The sequence below is a fragment of the Hymenobacter yonginensis genome, from assembly GCF_027625995.1.
In the GTDB taxonomy this organism is placed as follows: Bacteria; Bacteroidota; Bacteroidia; order Cytophagales; family Hymenobacteraceae; genus Hymenobacter; species Hymenobacter yonginensis.
The window spans coordinates 4,049,534-4,063,452 of record NZ_CP115396.1 but is presented as its reverse complement, the minus strand read 5'-3'; the positions used below and the strand labels follow the sequence as shown (position 1 = coordinate 4,063,452).

The window sequence follows — 13,919 nt, the reverse complement described above, 5'->3', positions numbered from 1 at the left end:
AAAAGCCCCTTGCTACTTCAGTAGCAAGGGGCTTTTTGTTGCAAAAACCGCCAATAATGGCGCTGCTGAAGCTTAGATATTCATGGCCGATTCGCGGCGGCGCATCTTGCCGGCCGGAATCCCGAACATCATTTTAAAGCGACGGCAGAAGTACGCCGTGTCCTTATAGCCGACTTCTTTGCCGATGTCGCGGATGCTCTTCTTAGTGGTGCGCAGCAGGAATACGGCGCGCTCCATACGCTGGTACTCTATGTAATCCTGGGGGTTGATGCCGGTGAGCATCTTGAAATACTGCCCCACATAGTCCTCGCTCACGTTGGCCACGTTGCTGAGCACTTTGTTGGACAGGTCGCCGCCGATGTTCTCCTTGATGTAGTTGAACAGGTCGATCAGGCGCGGGTCCTTGAAGTAGGTGCTGTTGGTAGCCAGCTGCTCTACAAACATCTTGTTTTTGAGGATGTAGCGCACGATTTCCACCACGATGTTCTCGGTGTAAATCGTAATCAGCCGCTCGCGGCCGGGCAGCTCCTGCAGGCTCTCCTCCACCACCTTGATGATGAGGTTGCCCAGCTTGGAGTTGTTGGAAATCAGGAACGCCGGCACGTCCAGCGAGGCAAAGAAGTTCACCGAATCGAACACCTTGGCCTCAAAGCTCACGAACGAGTGGCTCTCTTCAGCATCCCCGATCAGGTCGAGGTCGGAGTTGGAGTGGAAGAACTTGTCTTTGTTGCTGATCAGGTCGTCGTTGGTGATAACCTTGCCGGCCGAATCACCATAGTTCACCTTGGTAGCACGGCCACCGGGGATGAAGAGCATTTCGCCTTCTTCTACCACCTGCTCTTCCTCACCGAACGTAATACGGCCTTTGTGCAGCAGAATCAGGTTGTTGCCGACATCGTAGGAGTTGCGCACCGTGAACGGCTGCTGCAGCACCAAATTCTTCGCTTTTATGTAGCGTACGCCAAGCGACTCTATCACTTTATTGTAATCTTCCATCTTCGTAGGGCAGGTTGGGTACTGAGGTAAACCCGGTATTGGGGGTGGCCGGACTTATGTAATGCAAATTAAGATATAAAAATTCACAAAAACGAAAAACCCAGCCGAAATTCGACTGGGTTTAATGCAATACTTCTGACTTTTAGGCAATTCGCCTGCTACTTCAGAATTTCCCGAGAGATTACAATTTTCTGAATCTCCGAAGTGCCTTCGTAAATCTGGGTGATTTTGGCGTCGCGCATCATGCGCTCTACGTGGTATTCCTTCACGAAGCCGTAGCCGCCGTGCACCTGTACGGCCTCCACGGAGGTATCCATGGCTACTTTCGAGGCAAACAGCTTGGCCATGGCACCCGACTTGGCGAAATCCTGGCCGGAATCCTTGTCGTGAGCAGCCTGCAGGCACAGCAGACGGGCCGCGTCGATGTTGGTAGCCATATCAGCCAGCTTGAACTGGATGGCCTGGTGCTGCGAAATCGGCACGCCAAAGGCCTTACGCTCCTTGGAGTACTTCAGGGCCAGCTCATACGAGCCAGACGCAATGCCCAGCGCCTGCGCCGCAATACCGATGCGGCCACCGGCTAACACCTGCATGGCAAACTTGAAGCCGAAGCCGTCCTCACCGATGCGGTTGGCCTTGGGCACTTTCACGTCGGTGAACAGCAGCGAGCAGGTATCAGAGCCGCGAATGCCGAGCTTGTTTTCCTTGGGAGCGGTCTGGAAGCCTTCCATGCCCTTCTCCACAATCAGCACGTTGATGCCGCGGTGCTTCAGCTCGGGGTTGGTCTGGGCCACTACGAGGTACACCGAGGCCGTGGTGCCGTTGGTAATCCAGTTTTTGGTGCCGTTGAGCAGGTAGTAGTCACCTTTGTCTTCGGCGGTGGTGCGCTGGCTAGTAGCGTCGGAGCCGGCTTCGGGCTCGCTCAGAGCAAAGGCACCGATGATTTCGCCGGACGTGAGGCCAGGCAGGTACCTGCGCTTCTGCTCCTCGGTGCCGTATTTCTCTAGGCCCCAGCACACCAGCGAGTTGTTCACGCTCATGATAACCGAGCACGAAGCATCCACTTTGCTGATTTCCTCCATGGCCAGCACGTAGCTCACGGTGTCCATGCCGCCGCCGCCGTACTCGGGGCTTACCATCATGCCCATGAAGCCCAGCTCGCCCATTTTCTTGATCTGTTCGGCAGGAAACTTCTGGTGTTCGTCGCGCTCAATCACGCCGTCCCAGAGTTCGTTCTGGGCAAAGTCGCGGGCGGCCGCCTGCACGGCGAGTTGTTCTTCGGTGAGCTGGAAATCCATGCGGTAAGGGGAGGTGGGATGGGGAAAACGTCAGAGCATATTGGCTGCACCGCAGCCAAACTGTCCTCAAAATTAAAGCGCAGATTCGGCAGATTGGGCGCGCCGCCCGGATTTTTTACCGGAATCCGGCCTGAAAAGCTGCAGACCCGCTATTTTGTTTGCCAGCGGGCCGGCAACAGGCAAGCGGCCGGAAATCCAGCCCGAACGGTTAGTCGCGGCGGCGGCCCATGAGCAGGGTGGCGTAGTAGAACAGCGTTGCCAGGGAGCCCAGCGCCGCTACCACGTAGGTCATGGCCGCCCATTTCAGAGCGTCTTTGGCCATCACGTGTTCTTGCGGCGTTACGATGTTGCGCTTGTCCATCCAGGCCAGGGCCCGCTTGGAGGCGTCAAACTCCACAGGCAGCGTCACGAAGCTAAACAGCGTGGTAAGGGCGAAGAAGGCTACACCAATGCCCAGCGGCAGCGGCGTGGTACGCAGCATAATCACGCCCAGAAACAGCAGAATGGGCATGAACTTGGACACGGCGCTCAGGGCCGGCACCATGGCCGAGCGGAACTGCAAAGCGCTGTAGGCGGTGGCGTGCTGCACGGCGTGGCCGCACTCGTGAGCCGCTACGGCGGCGGCAGCGGCACTGCGCTCGGCAAACACGGCTTCGCTCAGGTTCACGGTTTTGTCGGCGGGGTTGTAGTGATCGGTCAGGCGGCCTTCGGTGCTGATGACGCGCACGTCGGTAATGCCGTGGTCGGCCAGCATCAACTCGGCAATCTGCCGGCCGGAGAGGCCGTTTTGCAGGCCCACCCGCGAGTACTGCTCAAACTTGCTTTGCAGGCGGCGCTGGATCAGCCAGCTGGCCAGCATGGTGAGCAGAACGATGATATAGGCCGGATTCATACTGTACATTGGTGAGAGGGATGGAAGAGGGTGAAGAACGGTAGCCGGCTGCCATTCTGACGGTTGGAAGACTTACGCCTCCCCCACAACCCACCAGAACCGGCAGCTACGCGCCCGTCAGGATTCGCTCGACGATGCGCGAGGTGCTGTAGCCGGCCACCAGCGGCACGGTCAGCACCTGCCCGCCATTTTGCAACACCACTTCGTGGCCTACAATTCCACTGATCGGGTAGTCGTCGCCTTTCACCAGGATGTCGGGCAGCACGGCTTCAATCAGGGCCAGCGGGGTTTGCTCATCGAAGAGCACTACGGCATCCACAAACAAAAGCGACGCCAGAATGCGGGCACGTGCCATTTCGTCCTGCAGGGGCCGGCCGGGCTTGAGGCGGCTAACGGAGGCGTCGGTGTTGAGGCCCAGCACCAGCTTGTCGCCGAGGTGGCGCGCCTTCTCCAGGTAGTCAACGTGGCCCAGGTGCAGCAGATCAAAGCAGCCGTTGGTGAATACGACGCGCTGGCCTTCGGCTTTCCAGGCCGCCACTACCGGCAGCAGCTGGGCACGGGTCAGGATTTTATCTTTGCTCCACATCGGCAGGTAGCTCAGTAGTTTCGAGAGGCAGCACAGCGCCACGGCGCGCCAGCTGCCCCGATTTCATCATGCTCAGCAGGAAACTGATGCCGCCCATCAGCACCACCAGCAGCGTCTGGGCGCCGTGCACCACCAGGGCGTAGGCAATGCCGCCTTCCTTGCTGATGCCGTATACGAGCAAAGTGCTCTGCACTAGCAGGTGGAACACCCCAATGCCGCCCTGCACCGGCGCGGCCATCCCGAAGGCCCCAAAGGTGAGAACTGCCAACGCTGCCCGCATGCCCAAGTCGTAGGTTTCGGGGAAGGCGAAAAACACCAGGTAATCCATGAGGTAGTAGACCAGCCACGTGAAGAACGTGTGCAGCAGGAAAGCGCCTTTATTGGGCATGCGCACGATGCTGAATACGCCCGCCAGCAAACCTTTCACGAAGCTCAGCATCTTGTTGAACACGGTGTTCTGGCGCAGCCGCTCCAGGTTGCGCCACAGCAGGTAGCCGGAAATCAGCAGCGCAAGCAGGGCCACCACGGCCGCTGCCACCAGGGCATTGCGGTTGCGGGCCAGTGCATCGGCCTTGCCCTGCAGCAGGTAGGTATCGGCGAAGCCCCAGAACGTCTTGAAATCGAGCAGCAGCACCGTGCTCAGCAAACCCAGCAGCACCAGCACGTCGATGATGCGCTCGGTAATCACGGTGCCCAAGGACACCTGCACCGGCACCTTGCTAGTACGCTGCAGTAGCGAGCAGCGGACCACCTCGCCTACCCGCCCGGGCAGCACCATGTTGGCCAGGTTGCCGACCATCATGGCGTGGTACACGTCCCAGAAAGCCGGTTTCGAGCCGGTTACGGTGGGGTCGAGCTGCATCTTCCAGCGGTAGGCCCGGCTCAGGTAGCCCAGCACCGACAGCACCATCGTGAGCATCAGCCACCAGTAGTTGGCTCCCTGCACCGTGTCCACGATGCGGCTCAAGTCCTGGCCGCGCACGGCATACCACATCAGCAGCCCCGAAACGGATAGCAGCAGGGCGTATTTGAGAATGTTTAGAAGTTGCTTCACTAACGAAACTGTTGAAATAGGTAATAGCTAAATGGTTGGCTGTTACGAAAAACCCCGCAACAGCCAACCATTTAACAATGCAGCCTTTTAGCCATTAAACCAGTCGGTTGTGCTGGTCCGGGAAGATGATGGTGGGCTGATGCGCCCGGGCTTCGGAAAAGTCGATGAGGGCGTAGGAAATGATGATGACGATGTCACCCACGGCTACGCGGCGGGCAGCCGGGCCGTTCAGGCAGATCATGCCCGAGCCCCGTTCGCCCTTGATGGTATACGTCTCGAACCGCTCGCCATTGTTGATATTGACAATGGTGACCTTCTCGTTTTCCACCATGTTGGCCGCGTCCAGCAGGTCTTCGTCGATGGTGATGCTGCCTACATAGTGCAGCTCGGCCTGCGTGACCTTAACGCGGTGAATCTTCGATTTGAGGACCTCGATGTGCATGAAAAAAAGCAAATGACGAATAGGGCGGCAAAGATACAAACCCGCAGATGGGGAAGCCCGCCGGTTGCCAGCAGGGTTACTCTACCACTACGTTGTCGATCAGGCGCACGCCGCCCAGATGCGCGGCTAGGCACAGCACCACCGAGCGGCCCGGTTCCCAGGCTTCCACTGGCTGCAGGGTCTGGGCATCAGCCACCTCAAAGTATTCCAGCGTGAAGGCCGGCTCTGCCATGATGTAGGCCGCGGCCTGCTGCTGCACTTGGGTTGGCGCTACGCCGCTGCGCACACCGGCCGCGGCCTGCTCCAGGGCCTCGTAGAGGCGCGGCGCCACCGCCCGCGCCTCCGTCGACAGTCGCCGGTTACGCGAAGACATAGCCAGCCCATCCGGCTCGCGCACGGTCGGGAACGACACCAGCTCCAGATCAAACGACAGGTCCTGCACCAGCTGCCGCACAATGGCCACCTGCTGCCAGTCTTTCTGGCCGAAGTAGGCCTGATGCGGCCGGCACATATGAAACAGTTTGCTGACCACCGTAGCGACGCCGTTGAAATGCCCGGGCCGGTGCGCGCCCTCCATCACCCGCTCCAGCGGCCCGAAGTCAAAGTGCAACACCGAGGGCTGCGGATACATCTCCTCCACCGACGGCAGAAACAGCACGGTGCAGCCGGCCGGGCCCAGCAGGGCGGCGTCGGCCTCGGGCAGCCGCGGGTAGAGCCGGAAGTCGTCGGGGTTGTTGAACTGGGTGGGGTTCACAAAAATGCTGACCACCACCACGTCGCAGGCGGCAGCGGCGGCCTGCACCAGCTGCAGGTGGCCGGCATGAAGCGCGCCCATGGTAGGCACCAGGCCCAGGCGCTGACCGGCGCGCCGGCAATTTTCTGTGTATGCATGCAACGCGGCAGCCGTGTGCAGTATCTCCATCGATGTAGTAGCCTTGTTGGACAGGCCCCAGAGGGGTTTAGTTGAATTTTCGCCCAAATTTGTTTAATTTTGTGCTCCCCAACGTGTTGCCTTTCCCCAACTACCCTTTTCTGACTGATATGTCCAAGTTGAGAATCCTCTACGCGGCTACGGAGATTGATCCGTTTTTGCAGACCACCAAAGTAGCGGAATTTTTGCGGCGCCTGCCTCAGGGCATGCAGGAAATGGGGATGGAAATCCGCATTTTCGTTCCCCGCTTCGGCATCATCAACGAGCGGAAAAACCGGCTCCATGAAGTAGTACGCCTCTCCGGCATCAACATTGCCGTAGGCGAAGATGAGAAGCCGCTCATCATCAAGGTGGCTTCCATCCCGAACGCAAAGCTGCAGGTGTACTTCATTGATAATGAAGACTATTTCCACCGCAAGTCGGTACTTGTTGATAAGAACGACAAGTTCCACGCCGACAACGACGAGCGGGCTATCTTCTTCTGCAAAGGGGTGTTGGAAACCGTGAAGAAGCTAGGCTGGGCTCCTGACATCGTGCACTGCAACGACTGGATGACGGGCCTGATTCCGATGTACCTGAAAACGACCTACAAGAAGGACCCGATTTTCAAGGATGCCAAGTCGGTATTCACGATTTACAACAACGAATTCGACCACAAATTTGGCGGCGATATCATCGAAAAAGCTAAAATGCTGGATATTGATGACGACATGCTGGCTGGCCTGAAGACGGCTGACTTTGGTGGCTTCATCAAAATCGGCATGGAATACGCTGATACCATCGTGAAATCGGACGAAGACTTTAGCGACAACCTGAACGCCATCTTCACCGAGTACTCGCAGAACAAGAAGAACAAACAGATCGGGCAGGTAGGAGCCGACGAAAACCTACTAACCTCTTACTACGCACTCTATAATGAATTGGCCAATTAGTGCCTGCCGGCTCGCGTCGGTTTCCCTTCTTTCCGCAACGCTGCTGTTTACGGCGGCCGGTTGCGAAGACGCCAACGATCTGGGCGTGGAATTACCTGGCACCGCAAATGCCGATACCCAATACCGCGACTTCCCTGTAACGGCCTCTACCGTCCTGCGCGACTCCACCGAAACGCAGAAAGCCGACCGGTTTCTGGTAGGCCGGGTGCGCGAAAACGTGCTAGGCTCCACCGCCGCTACGGCGTTTCTGAACTTGAAGCTGCGGCCGCTGGCGGTAGACTCGCTCCCAACCGAGGTGAAACGGGCCGAAACGGTCGTGGCCCCCAACGCCATCCTGGACTCGCTGGTGCTGGAGATGCCGTTTGATGAGGTGTCGGGTTCTTCTGCTACGCCGCTGCGGGTGAATGTGTATCAGTTGGCGCAGCCCCTGGACGACCGGACCACTTACAACTCGTCCTCCTCGGTAGCCTTAGGCCCGGAAATAGCCCGTGGGCTTTCCGCTCGTCTCAACGGCACCCGCAAAGACTCGGTCGGCACGAAGCCTAATCGAACTCAGGTGACGGTGCCCGACCGCACGGTGCGCCTGAAGCTGCATGGCGGCGGGCAGACGTCGACGCTGGCCACCACCGTTTTCGAGCGCCTTAAAGCGACCGGCTTCAACCAGGCTGCGCTGGATGGCCTCTGGAAAGGTATTGCGCTGCAGCCGGCGGCCGACTTCAATACGGCCGTAGTAGGGCTGCGGGCCGCTGTAACGACGCGGGCTGTATTCTACTACCGTTACACGAACAAGAAAAACACCGGCCAGCTCAGCGGCCGCTACAGCATTCCGTTCAGCAAAGGCAGCTGGACCCGGCTGACGATTAACGACGCCCCGCGGTACTTCACGCAGGTGACCAACGAGTTGCCAACCGGCTCTCCTCTGAGCCGGTTGGGCGGCCCAGCTGGCGCTACGCAGTCGGTGGCGGCATCTGAAACGAATGGCTTGGTATACATGCAGGGTGGCAACGGTTTCGGGGCCAAGCTTGAAATTCCGGGCCTCGAGATACTGCGCGGCCTGGCAGCCCCGCAGGCCAATGGCAACCCGGCTATTGCCATTAACCGCGCCGAGCTATTGATTCCGGTACGGCCCTATGCTAACCTGCTGTTTTCGCTGCCGGATAGTAGCTTCTTGTACGAAGTTAACGCCAATAACCAGTCGCTTTACCGCCCTCTGCTCAATACCCGGGTGGAGCGCATTGTCCTACGCGATGGTGTTCCACAAACAGGTGCGGGTTTGTCGTCTATTGTAGACGATGCGACGAATAAGCTAGGGTATTACCAGAATGCTGCCAACGGTCGCCTTTACACGCTGTCGGATGCCAACCAGAACTTCAGCATGATCATGACTGGTTACGTGCAGGCGTACGTGTATGATAAGCTGGGCGGCGTTTCACCAGCGGCGTTTATTCTGTCGCCGTCGCTGCGCAATTCCTATGGCCTCAGCCTGGACCGGGCCGTACTGGATGCTAACAACATTAAGCTCCGCGTATACTACTCGCAGCTGCGCTAACTTTGCTTTGCTTTTATGTCTGCTGAGCCGCGGCATAGCATTTGCTATGCCGCGGCTCACTGCCATTTTTTCACGAAACTCTCTTTTGCTTCCCTACTTATGTGCGGAATTGTTGCTTATATCGGTCACCGCGAAGCCTGCCCGATCATTCTTAAAGGCCTGCACCGCCTCGAATACCGGGGCTATGACTCGGCCGGCGTAGCGCTGCTGAACGGTTCGCTTAATGTCTACAAGAAAAAAGGGAAGGTAGCTGAGCTGGAAGCCTTCCTGCAAGGCAAAGACACACAGGCGCAGATTGGCATGGGCCACACGCGCTGGGCTACCCACGGTGAGCCTAACGACTCCAACGCCCACCCGCACTACTCCACGTCGGAGCGCATTGCCATCATTCACAATGGCATCATTGAGAACTATGCCGCGCTGAAAGAGCATTTGCAGCAGCAGGGCCACGTGTTCCACTCGGATACCGACACGGAGGTTTTCGTGAACCTAATTGAGGAAATTCAGAAGCAGCAGCACTGTACGCTGGAGGAAGCCGTTCGCCTGGCGCTGCACGAAGTAGTAGGGGCCTACGCCATTGTGGTGCTGAGCCGCGACGAGCCCAACCAGCTGATTGCCGCCCGTAAAGGCTCGCCGCTGGTAATTGGGGTCGGCAAGAATGAGTACTTCTTGGCTTCGGACGCCACGCCCATCATCGAGTACACCAACGAGGTGATTTATGTGAACGACTACGAAATTGCGGTTATCAAAGACGGCAAGCTCGACATCCGTTCCAAGGAAGATGTGCAACAGACGCCCTACATCCAGAAGCTGGAAATGGCGCTCGACAGCATTGAGAAAGGCGGCTACGAGCACTTCATGCTGAAGGAGATTTTCGAGCAGCCCCGCTCCATCCTCGACTCGATGCGCGGCCGTCTGGAGCTGGAAGCCGGCCACCTGAACATGGGCGGCATCCGGGCCTACGAGCGCAAGTTCATGAACGCCGACCGCATCATCATCGTAGCCTGCGGCACCTCGTGGCACGCTGGTTTGGTAGCCGAGTATCTGCTCGAAGATCTGGCCCGCATTCCGGTGGAAGTGGAGTACGCGTCGGAGTTCCGCTACCGCAACCCCATCATCACGGAGCGCGACATCGTTATTGCTATTTCGCAGAGCGGTGAAACGGCCGACACGCTGGCCGCCATTGAGCTGGCCAAGAGCAAAGGCGCTACCATCTTCGGGATCTGCAACGTGGTAGGCAGCAGCATTGCCCGCGCTACCGACGCCGGTGCCTACACGCACGCCGGCCCGGAAATCGGGGTGGCTTCGACCAAGGCCTTCACGGCGCAGGTAACGGTGCTCACGCTGCTGGCCATGATTGTGGGCCACAAGCGCGGTGCCCTGTCTGATACCCGCCTGCGCGAGCTGATGGTGGAGCTGAACAACATTCCGGCGAAAGTCGAGAAGGCGCTGCTGCTCAACGACGAAATCAAGGAAATTGCTGAGACGTTCAAGGATGTGCCGAACTTCCTGTACCTGGGCCGCGGCTACAACTTCCCGGTGGCGCTGGAAGGCGCGCTCAAGCTAAAGGAAATCAGCTACATCCACGCTGAAGGCTACCCGGCTGCTGAAATGAAGCACGGCCCGATTGCCCTCATCGACGAGAATATGCCCGTGGTAGTAATTGCCACCAAGGACAGCTCGTACGAGAAAGTGGTGAGCAACATCCAGGAGGTGAAGGCCCGCAAAGGCCGCATCATTGCCGTAGTGACGGAAGGCGACACGGTTATTCCGGCCATGGCCGAGTTCGTGATTGAGGTGCCCCATACGTCGGAGGTGCTGGTGCCGCTGGTATCGGTGGTGCCGCTGCAGCTGCTGAGCTACCACATTGCCGTGCTGCGCGGCTGCAACGTGGATCAGCCCCGTAACCTGGCAAAATCGGTGACGGTGGAATAAGGCGCTTTTTCAGCCTGCTATTTGCAAAAGTCCATCGGCTCCGGCCGGTGGACTTTTTTGTTTTCTGGCTGGTTTTTCTGCCGTCTACGGCCTGTGGCGGCTCGGGCGGCCAATATTTTCCGCTTACTTTAGAGCTCCTCCAAACCCACCCTTTTCTTCTTCCGCTATGCCCCATACCGTTGTGTATTCCAACCAGGCCCCTGCTCCCATCGGGCCCTACAGCCAAGCCATTCAGGCCGGTGCTACCGTGTACGTTTCCGGCCAGATTGCCCTCGACTCCGTAACCGGCCAGGTGGTAGGCGGCGGCGACGTAGCCCAGGAAACCAACCAGGTGATGCGTAACCTGCAAGCCGTACTGCAGGCGGCCGGCCTCACGCTGCGCGACGTGGTGAAGTGCAGCATCTTTGTGAAGGACCTCGGCAACTTCGGCCTGATCAACGAAATCTACGGCAGCTACTTCACCCCCGACTACGCCCCGGCCCGCGAAACCGTGGAAGTAAGCCGCCTGCCCAAAGACGTGCAGGTGGAAATTTCGTGCGTGGCCGTGGCCGGCTAGTATTCTGAGTTTCGGTAGCTATTCTCCGTTTTCTGTCAGCTGGTTATGAAAGAACTTGGACTTGGCCTGTTTTTGGTAGGCCTGGTGTCGTTGGTGCTGCCTTTTCTGGGCATGAAATTCATGTTTCTGACCTGGATTGAGCAATGGGGCGCCTCCACCTCGCTGTTGATCCGGGGCGGCATCACGCTGGTGGGGCTGCTGTTGTGGCTGAGCTTCCGCAACCGCGACTGATGCGCCGTCCTGCTTCTGCCAAGCCCCCGAAGCCACTGGCCCGGCCCACCTACTTCCCGCCCGAAAACGTGCTGGAACGGGCATTGCCGCCGGCCCTGGCCGGGCAGCGCGAGTTCGAGGAATACCGGTTCCGCAACATCGACTTCAGCGAAGCCAATCTGGCCGGCATCCGGTTCAGCGACTGTCTGTTTGAGAACTGCAACCTGGCCGGCGCTAACATCAGCCAAACGGCTTTGCAAAACGTGGCCTTTGAGGGCTGCAAGCTGCTGGGCCTGCCCTTCCACGCCTGCCGTGATATGCTGTTTGGGGTGCATTTTGATAGGTGCCAGCTGGACTATGCGTCGTTTCTGGGCCGCGCCCTGCCGGCTACTCGCTTCGTGGGTTGCTCGCTGCAGGAAGCGGATTTCTCGCAGGCCAACCTGACGGCAGCCGTGTTCGACGACTGCCAGCTCACCCGCGCCATTTTCCGCCAGAGCATTCTGGTGGGCACCGATTTCCGGACCGCCCACGGCGTGGAGCTAGACCCCGAGCAAAACGAGGTGCGGCAGGCCCGCTTTTCGCGCCACAGCCTGCCGGGCCTGCTCACCAAGTATGCCCTGGTAATCGAGTAGCTGATTAACTGCTGTTAGGAAGCGGGAGTAGCGCTAACTTTGTGGTTCGCGTCTCCGCGCCGTTCAAATCATCTGAACGGCGCGGAGACGCGAACTACAAAGTTCGCGCTACTGCCCCAACGTCACTGAAACCGACGCCCCGCGTAACAGCAGTGAGTAAGTGGTTCTGCCAGCCAGCACAATTACGCAGCTACTCCACTACTCAGCTACTCTCTCGTATCTTTGCGGCGCGTTTTTCTATCCCGAAGACGCCGCGAACTGACTGACTTATGGAAAGAGAAGTACGGGTGCGTTTTGCGCCCAGCCCCACGGGGCCGCTGCACATCGGCGGCGTGCGCACTGCGCTGTATAACTACCTGCTGGCCCGCAAGCTGGGCGGCAAGATGCTGCTCCGCATTGAGGATACCGACCAAAACCGCTTTGTGCCTGGCGCCGAGCAGTACATTATGGACTCGTTGCGCTGGTGCGGCATCGAAATCGACGAAGGAATTGAGCAGGGCGGCCCCCACGCGCCCTACCGCCAGAGCGAGCGGAAGCCCATGTACCGCCAGTACGCCCAGCAGCTCATCGACAGCGGCCACGCCTACTATGCGTTTGATACGGCCGAGGACCTGGATGCCATGCGCGCCCGCCTGACGGCCGCCAAGGTGCCCAACCCGCAGTACAACAGCATCACGCGCGCCCAGATGCGCAACTCCCTCACGCTGCCCGCCGAAGAGGTGAAGCAGCTGCTGGACAGCGGTGCGCCCTACGTGATTCGCCTGAAAGTGCCCCGCAAGGAAGAAATCCGCTTCAACGACCTCATCCGGGGTTGGGTGGTGGTGCATTCTTCGGCCGTGGATGATAAGGTGCTGATGAAATCGGACGGCATGCCGACCTACCACCTAGCCAACATCGTGGACGACCATCTGATGGAAATCACGCACGTTATTCGGGGCGAAGAGTGGCTGCCCTCGGCACCGCTGCACGTGTTGCTGTACCGCTACCTGGGCTGGGAAGCCACCATGCCGCAGTTTGCCCACCTGCCCCTGCTGCTGAAGCCCGACGGCACCGGCAAGCTCAGCAAGCGCGACGGCGACAAGCTCGGCTTCCCGGTGTTCCCGCTGGAATTCCACGGCACCGATGCCGACGGCCAGCCAACCGTAAGCAGCGGCTACCGCGAGTCGGGCTACCTGCCCGAGGCGTTCATCAACTTCCTGGCCTTCCTGGGCTGGAACCCAGGCACCACGCAGGAGCTGTTCACGATGGACGAGCTGATTGAGAACTTCTCGATTGAGCGGGTGAGCAAGTCCCCGGCCCGTTTCGACCAGAACAAAGTGCGCTGGTACAACGAGCAGTACCTGCGCGCCAAGCCCGACGCCGAGCTGGCCCAGTATCTCATCCACGACCTGCAGGCCCAGGGCCTAGAGGTTTCCGCCGATAAGGCTGAGCAGATTGCGGCTCTGGTGAAAGAGCGCGCCACCTTCCCCGCCGACCTGGCCAAGGAGGCCCAGCTATTCTTCCAGCGCCCTTCCGCTTACGACGAGCAGGTGATCAGCAAGAAGTGGAACGCCCAGGTATCCGGCGCCCTCGCCGAGTTTGCCCGCCAGCTGCCCACCGCCCCCGACACTACGCCCGACGGCATCAAAGCCCTGCTCACGCAGGTAGTGGAAGGCCAGGGCCTGAAGCTTGGCCAGGTGCTGCAGGCCCTGCGCGTGGCCGTCACGGGTGCCGCCGCCGGCCCCGACCTGATGGCTATCATGAGCATTCTGGGCACGCAGGAAACCGCCGAGCGTATTGAGGCCGCCGTGGCGGCGCTGCCGGCTTAGCAAGGCCGGGCCATAAAGTTTAGGGCACGTTTGGTATCCGCCAGCGGGGCCGCTTCGTAGTGTGATGCTAGGAAGCGGCCCCGCTGTGTGTCAGGGGC

The 13,919-nt window shown here is 59.2% G+C and carries 14 protein-coding genes; 7 read left to right on the top strand and 7 right to left on the bottom strand.

The window, feature by feature from the left end:
- Positions 1-72 precede the first annotated feature (72 nt).
- The 7 genes from O9Z63_RS17520 to panC form a co-directional block, all read right to left on the bottom strand.
- Positions 73-996, bottom strand: a complete 924-nt coding sequence (locus O9Z63_RS17520; protein ID WP_044015067.1) for a helix-turn-helix domain-containing protein — start codon at positions 994-996, stop codon at positions 73-75.
- Between the two features lie 158 nt (positions 997-1,154).
- Entirely contained in the window at positions 1,155-2,294 is a 1,140-nt protein-coding gene (locus tag O9Z63_RS17515) for an acyl-CoA dehydrogenase (protein ID WP_270126658.1), read from the bottom strand.
- A 208-nt stretch (positions 2,295-2,502) separates the two neighbouring features.
- Positions 2,503-3,186 (bottom strand): zinc metallopeptidase, encoded by a 684-nt coding sequence (locus tag O9Z63_RS17510; protein WP_044015072.1) that lies wholly within the window; start codon positions 3,184-3,186, stop codon positions 2,503-2,505.
- 106 nt (positions 3,187-3,292) lie between these two features.
- Positions 3,293-3,772: a D-glycero-beta-D-manno-heptose 1-phosphate adenylyltransferase gene (gene rfaE2, locus O9Z63_RS17505; protein WP_270126656.1), complete on the bottom strand. Its 480-nt coding sequence runs from the start codon at positions 3,770-3,772 to the stop codon at positions 3,293-3,295.
- On the bottom strand, positions 3,756-4,826 hold the full coding sequence (locus O9Z63_RS17500; protein ID WP_270126655.1) for a lysylphosphatidylglycerol synthase transmembrane domain-containing protein: 1,071 nt from the start codon (positions 4,824-4,826) through the stop codon (positions 3,756-3,758). Before O9Z63_RS17500 ends, rfaE2 begins: the two co-directional genes overlap by 17 nt.
- Positions 4,827-4,920: 94 nt before the next feature.
- Entirely contained in the window at positions 4,921-5,268 is a 348-nt protein-coding gene (gene panD / locus O9Z63_RS17495) for an aspartate 1-decarboxylase (RefSeq protein ID WP_270126654.1), read from the bottom strand.
- 76 nt (positions 5,269-5,344) lie between these two features.
- A complete protein-coding gene (gene panC, locus O9Z63_RS17490; protein ID WP_270126653.1) occupies positions 5,345-6,190 on the bottom strand; it encodes a pantoate--beta-alanine ligase in 846 nt (281 codons plus the stop codon).
- Between the two features lie 119 nt (positions 6,191-6,309).
- Between panC and O9Z63_RS17485 the strand changes: the two genes are divergently transcribed.
- The 7 genes from O9Z63_RS17485 (at position 6,310) to gltX (ending at position 13,821) form a co-directional block, all read left to right on the top strand.
- Positions 6,310-7,131, top strand: coding sequence for a glycogen/starch synthase (locus tag O9Z63_RS17485; RefSeq protein ID WP_044018448.1), 822 nt, complete (start codon positions 6,310-6,312; stop codon positions 7,129-7,131).
- Entirely contained in the window at positions 7,115-8,680 is a 1,566-nt protein-coding gene (locus tag O9Z63_RS17480; RefSeq protein ID WP_270126651.1) for a DUF4270 family protein, read from the top strand. Before O9Z63_RS17485 ends, O9Z63_RS17480 begins: the two co-directional genes overlap by 17 nt.
- A gap of 99 nt (positions 8,681-8,779) precedes the next feature.
- Positions 8,780-10,615 carry a glutamine--fructose-6-phosphate transaminase (isomerizing) gene (glmS, locus tag O9Z63_RS17475; RefSeq protein ID WP_270126650.1) on the top strand — a complete coding sequence of 612 codons (1,836 nt, stop codon included), beginning with the start codon at positions 8,780-8,782 and terminating at the stop codon, positions 10,613-10,615.
- A gap of 166 nt (positions 10,616-10,781) precedes the next feature.
- A complete protein-coding gene (locus O9Z63_RS17470; RefSeq protein WP_270126649.1) occupies positions 10,782-11,171 on the top strand; it encodes a Rid family detoxifying hydrolase in 390 nt (129 codons plus the stop codon).
- Between the two features lie 45 nt (positions 11,172-11,216).
- Positions 11,217-11,402 (top strand): hypothetical protein, encoded by a 186-nt coding sequence (locus O9Z63_RS17465; protein WP_270126648.1) that lies wholly within the window; start codon positions 11,217-11,219, stop codon positions 11,400-11,402.
- Positions 11,402-12,013, top strand: coding sequence for a pentapeptide repeat-containing protein (locus O9Z63_RS17460; RefSeq protein ID WP_270126647.1), 612 nt, complete (start codon positions 11,402-11,404; stop codon positions 12,011-12,013). Before O9Z63_RS17465 ends, O9Z63_RS17460 begins: the two co-directional genes overlap by 1 nt.
- 269 nt (positions 12,014-12,282) lie before the next feature.
- Positions 12,283-13,821, top strand: coding sequence for a glutamate--tRNA ligase (gltX, locus tag O9Z63_RS17455; RefSeq protein WP_270126646.1), 1,539 nt, complete (start codon positions 12,283-12,285; stop codon positions 13,819-13,821).
- Positions 13,822-13,919: the final 98 nt, after the last annotated feature.

Coding starts and splice junctions, on each gene's coding strand:
- O9Z63_RS17520 (WP_044015067.1), bottom strand. CDS start 996: ATGGAAGATTACAATAAAGTGATAGAGTCGCTTGGCGTACGCTACATA.
- O9Z63_RS17515 (WP_270126658.1), bottom strand. CDS start 2,294: ATGGATTTCCAGCTCACCGAAGAACAACTCGCCGTGCAGGCGGCCGCC.
- O9Z63_RS17510 (WP_044015072.1), bottom strand. CDS start 3,186: ATGAATCCGGCCTATATCATCGTTCTGCTCACCATGCTGGCCAGCTGG.
- rfaE2 (WP_270126656.1), bottom strand. CDS start 3,772: ATGTGGAGCAAAGATAAAATCCTGACCCGTGCCCAGCTGCTGCCGGTA.
- panD (WP_270126654.1), bottom strand. CDS start 5,268: ATGCACATCGAGGTCCTCAAATCGAAGATTCACCGCGTTAAGGTCACG.
- panC (WP_270126653.1), bottom strand. CDS start 6,190: ATGGAGATACTGCACACGGCTGCCGCGTTGCATGCATACACAGAAAAT.
- O9Z63_RS17485 (WP_044018448.1), top strand. CDS start 6,310: ATGTCCAAGTTGAGAATCCTCTACGCGGCTACGGAGATTGATCCGTTT.
- O9Z63_RS17480 (WP_270126651.1), top strand. CDS start 7,115: ATGAATTGGCCAATTAGTGCCTGCCGGCTCGCGTCGGTTTCCCTTCTT.
- glmS (WP_270126650.1), top strand. CDS start 8,780: ATGTGCGGAATTGTTGCTTATATCGGTCACCGCGAAGCCTGCCCGATC.
- O9Z63_RS17470 (WP_270126649.1), top strand. CDS start 10,782: ATGCCCCATACCGTTGTGTATTCCAACCAGGCCCCTGCTCCCATCGGG.
- O9Z63_RS17465 (WP_270126648.1), top strand. CDS start 11,217: ATGAAAGAACTTGGACTTGGCCTGTTTTTGGTAGGCCTGGTGTCGTTG.
- O9Z63_RS17460 (WP_270126647.1), top strand. CDS start 11,402: ATGCGCCGTCCTGCTTCTGCCAAGCCCCCGAAGCCACTGGCCCGGCCC.
- gltX (WP_270126646.1), top strand. CDS start 12,283: ATGGAAAGAGAAGTACGGGTGCGTTTTGCGCCCAGCCCCACGGGGCCG.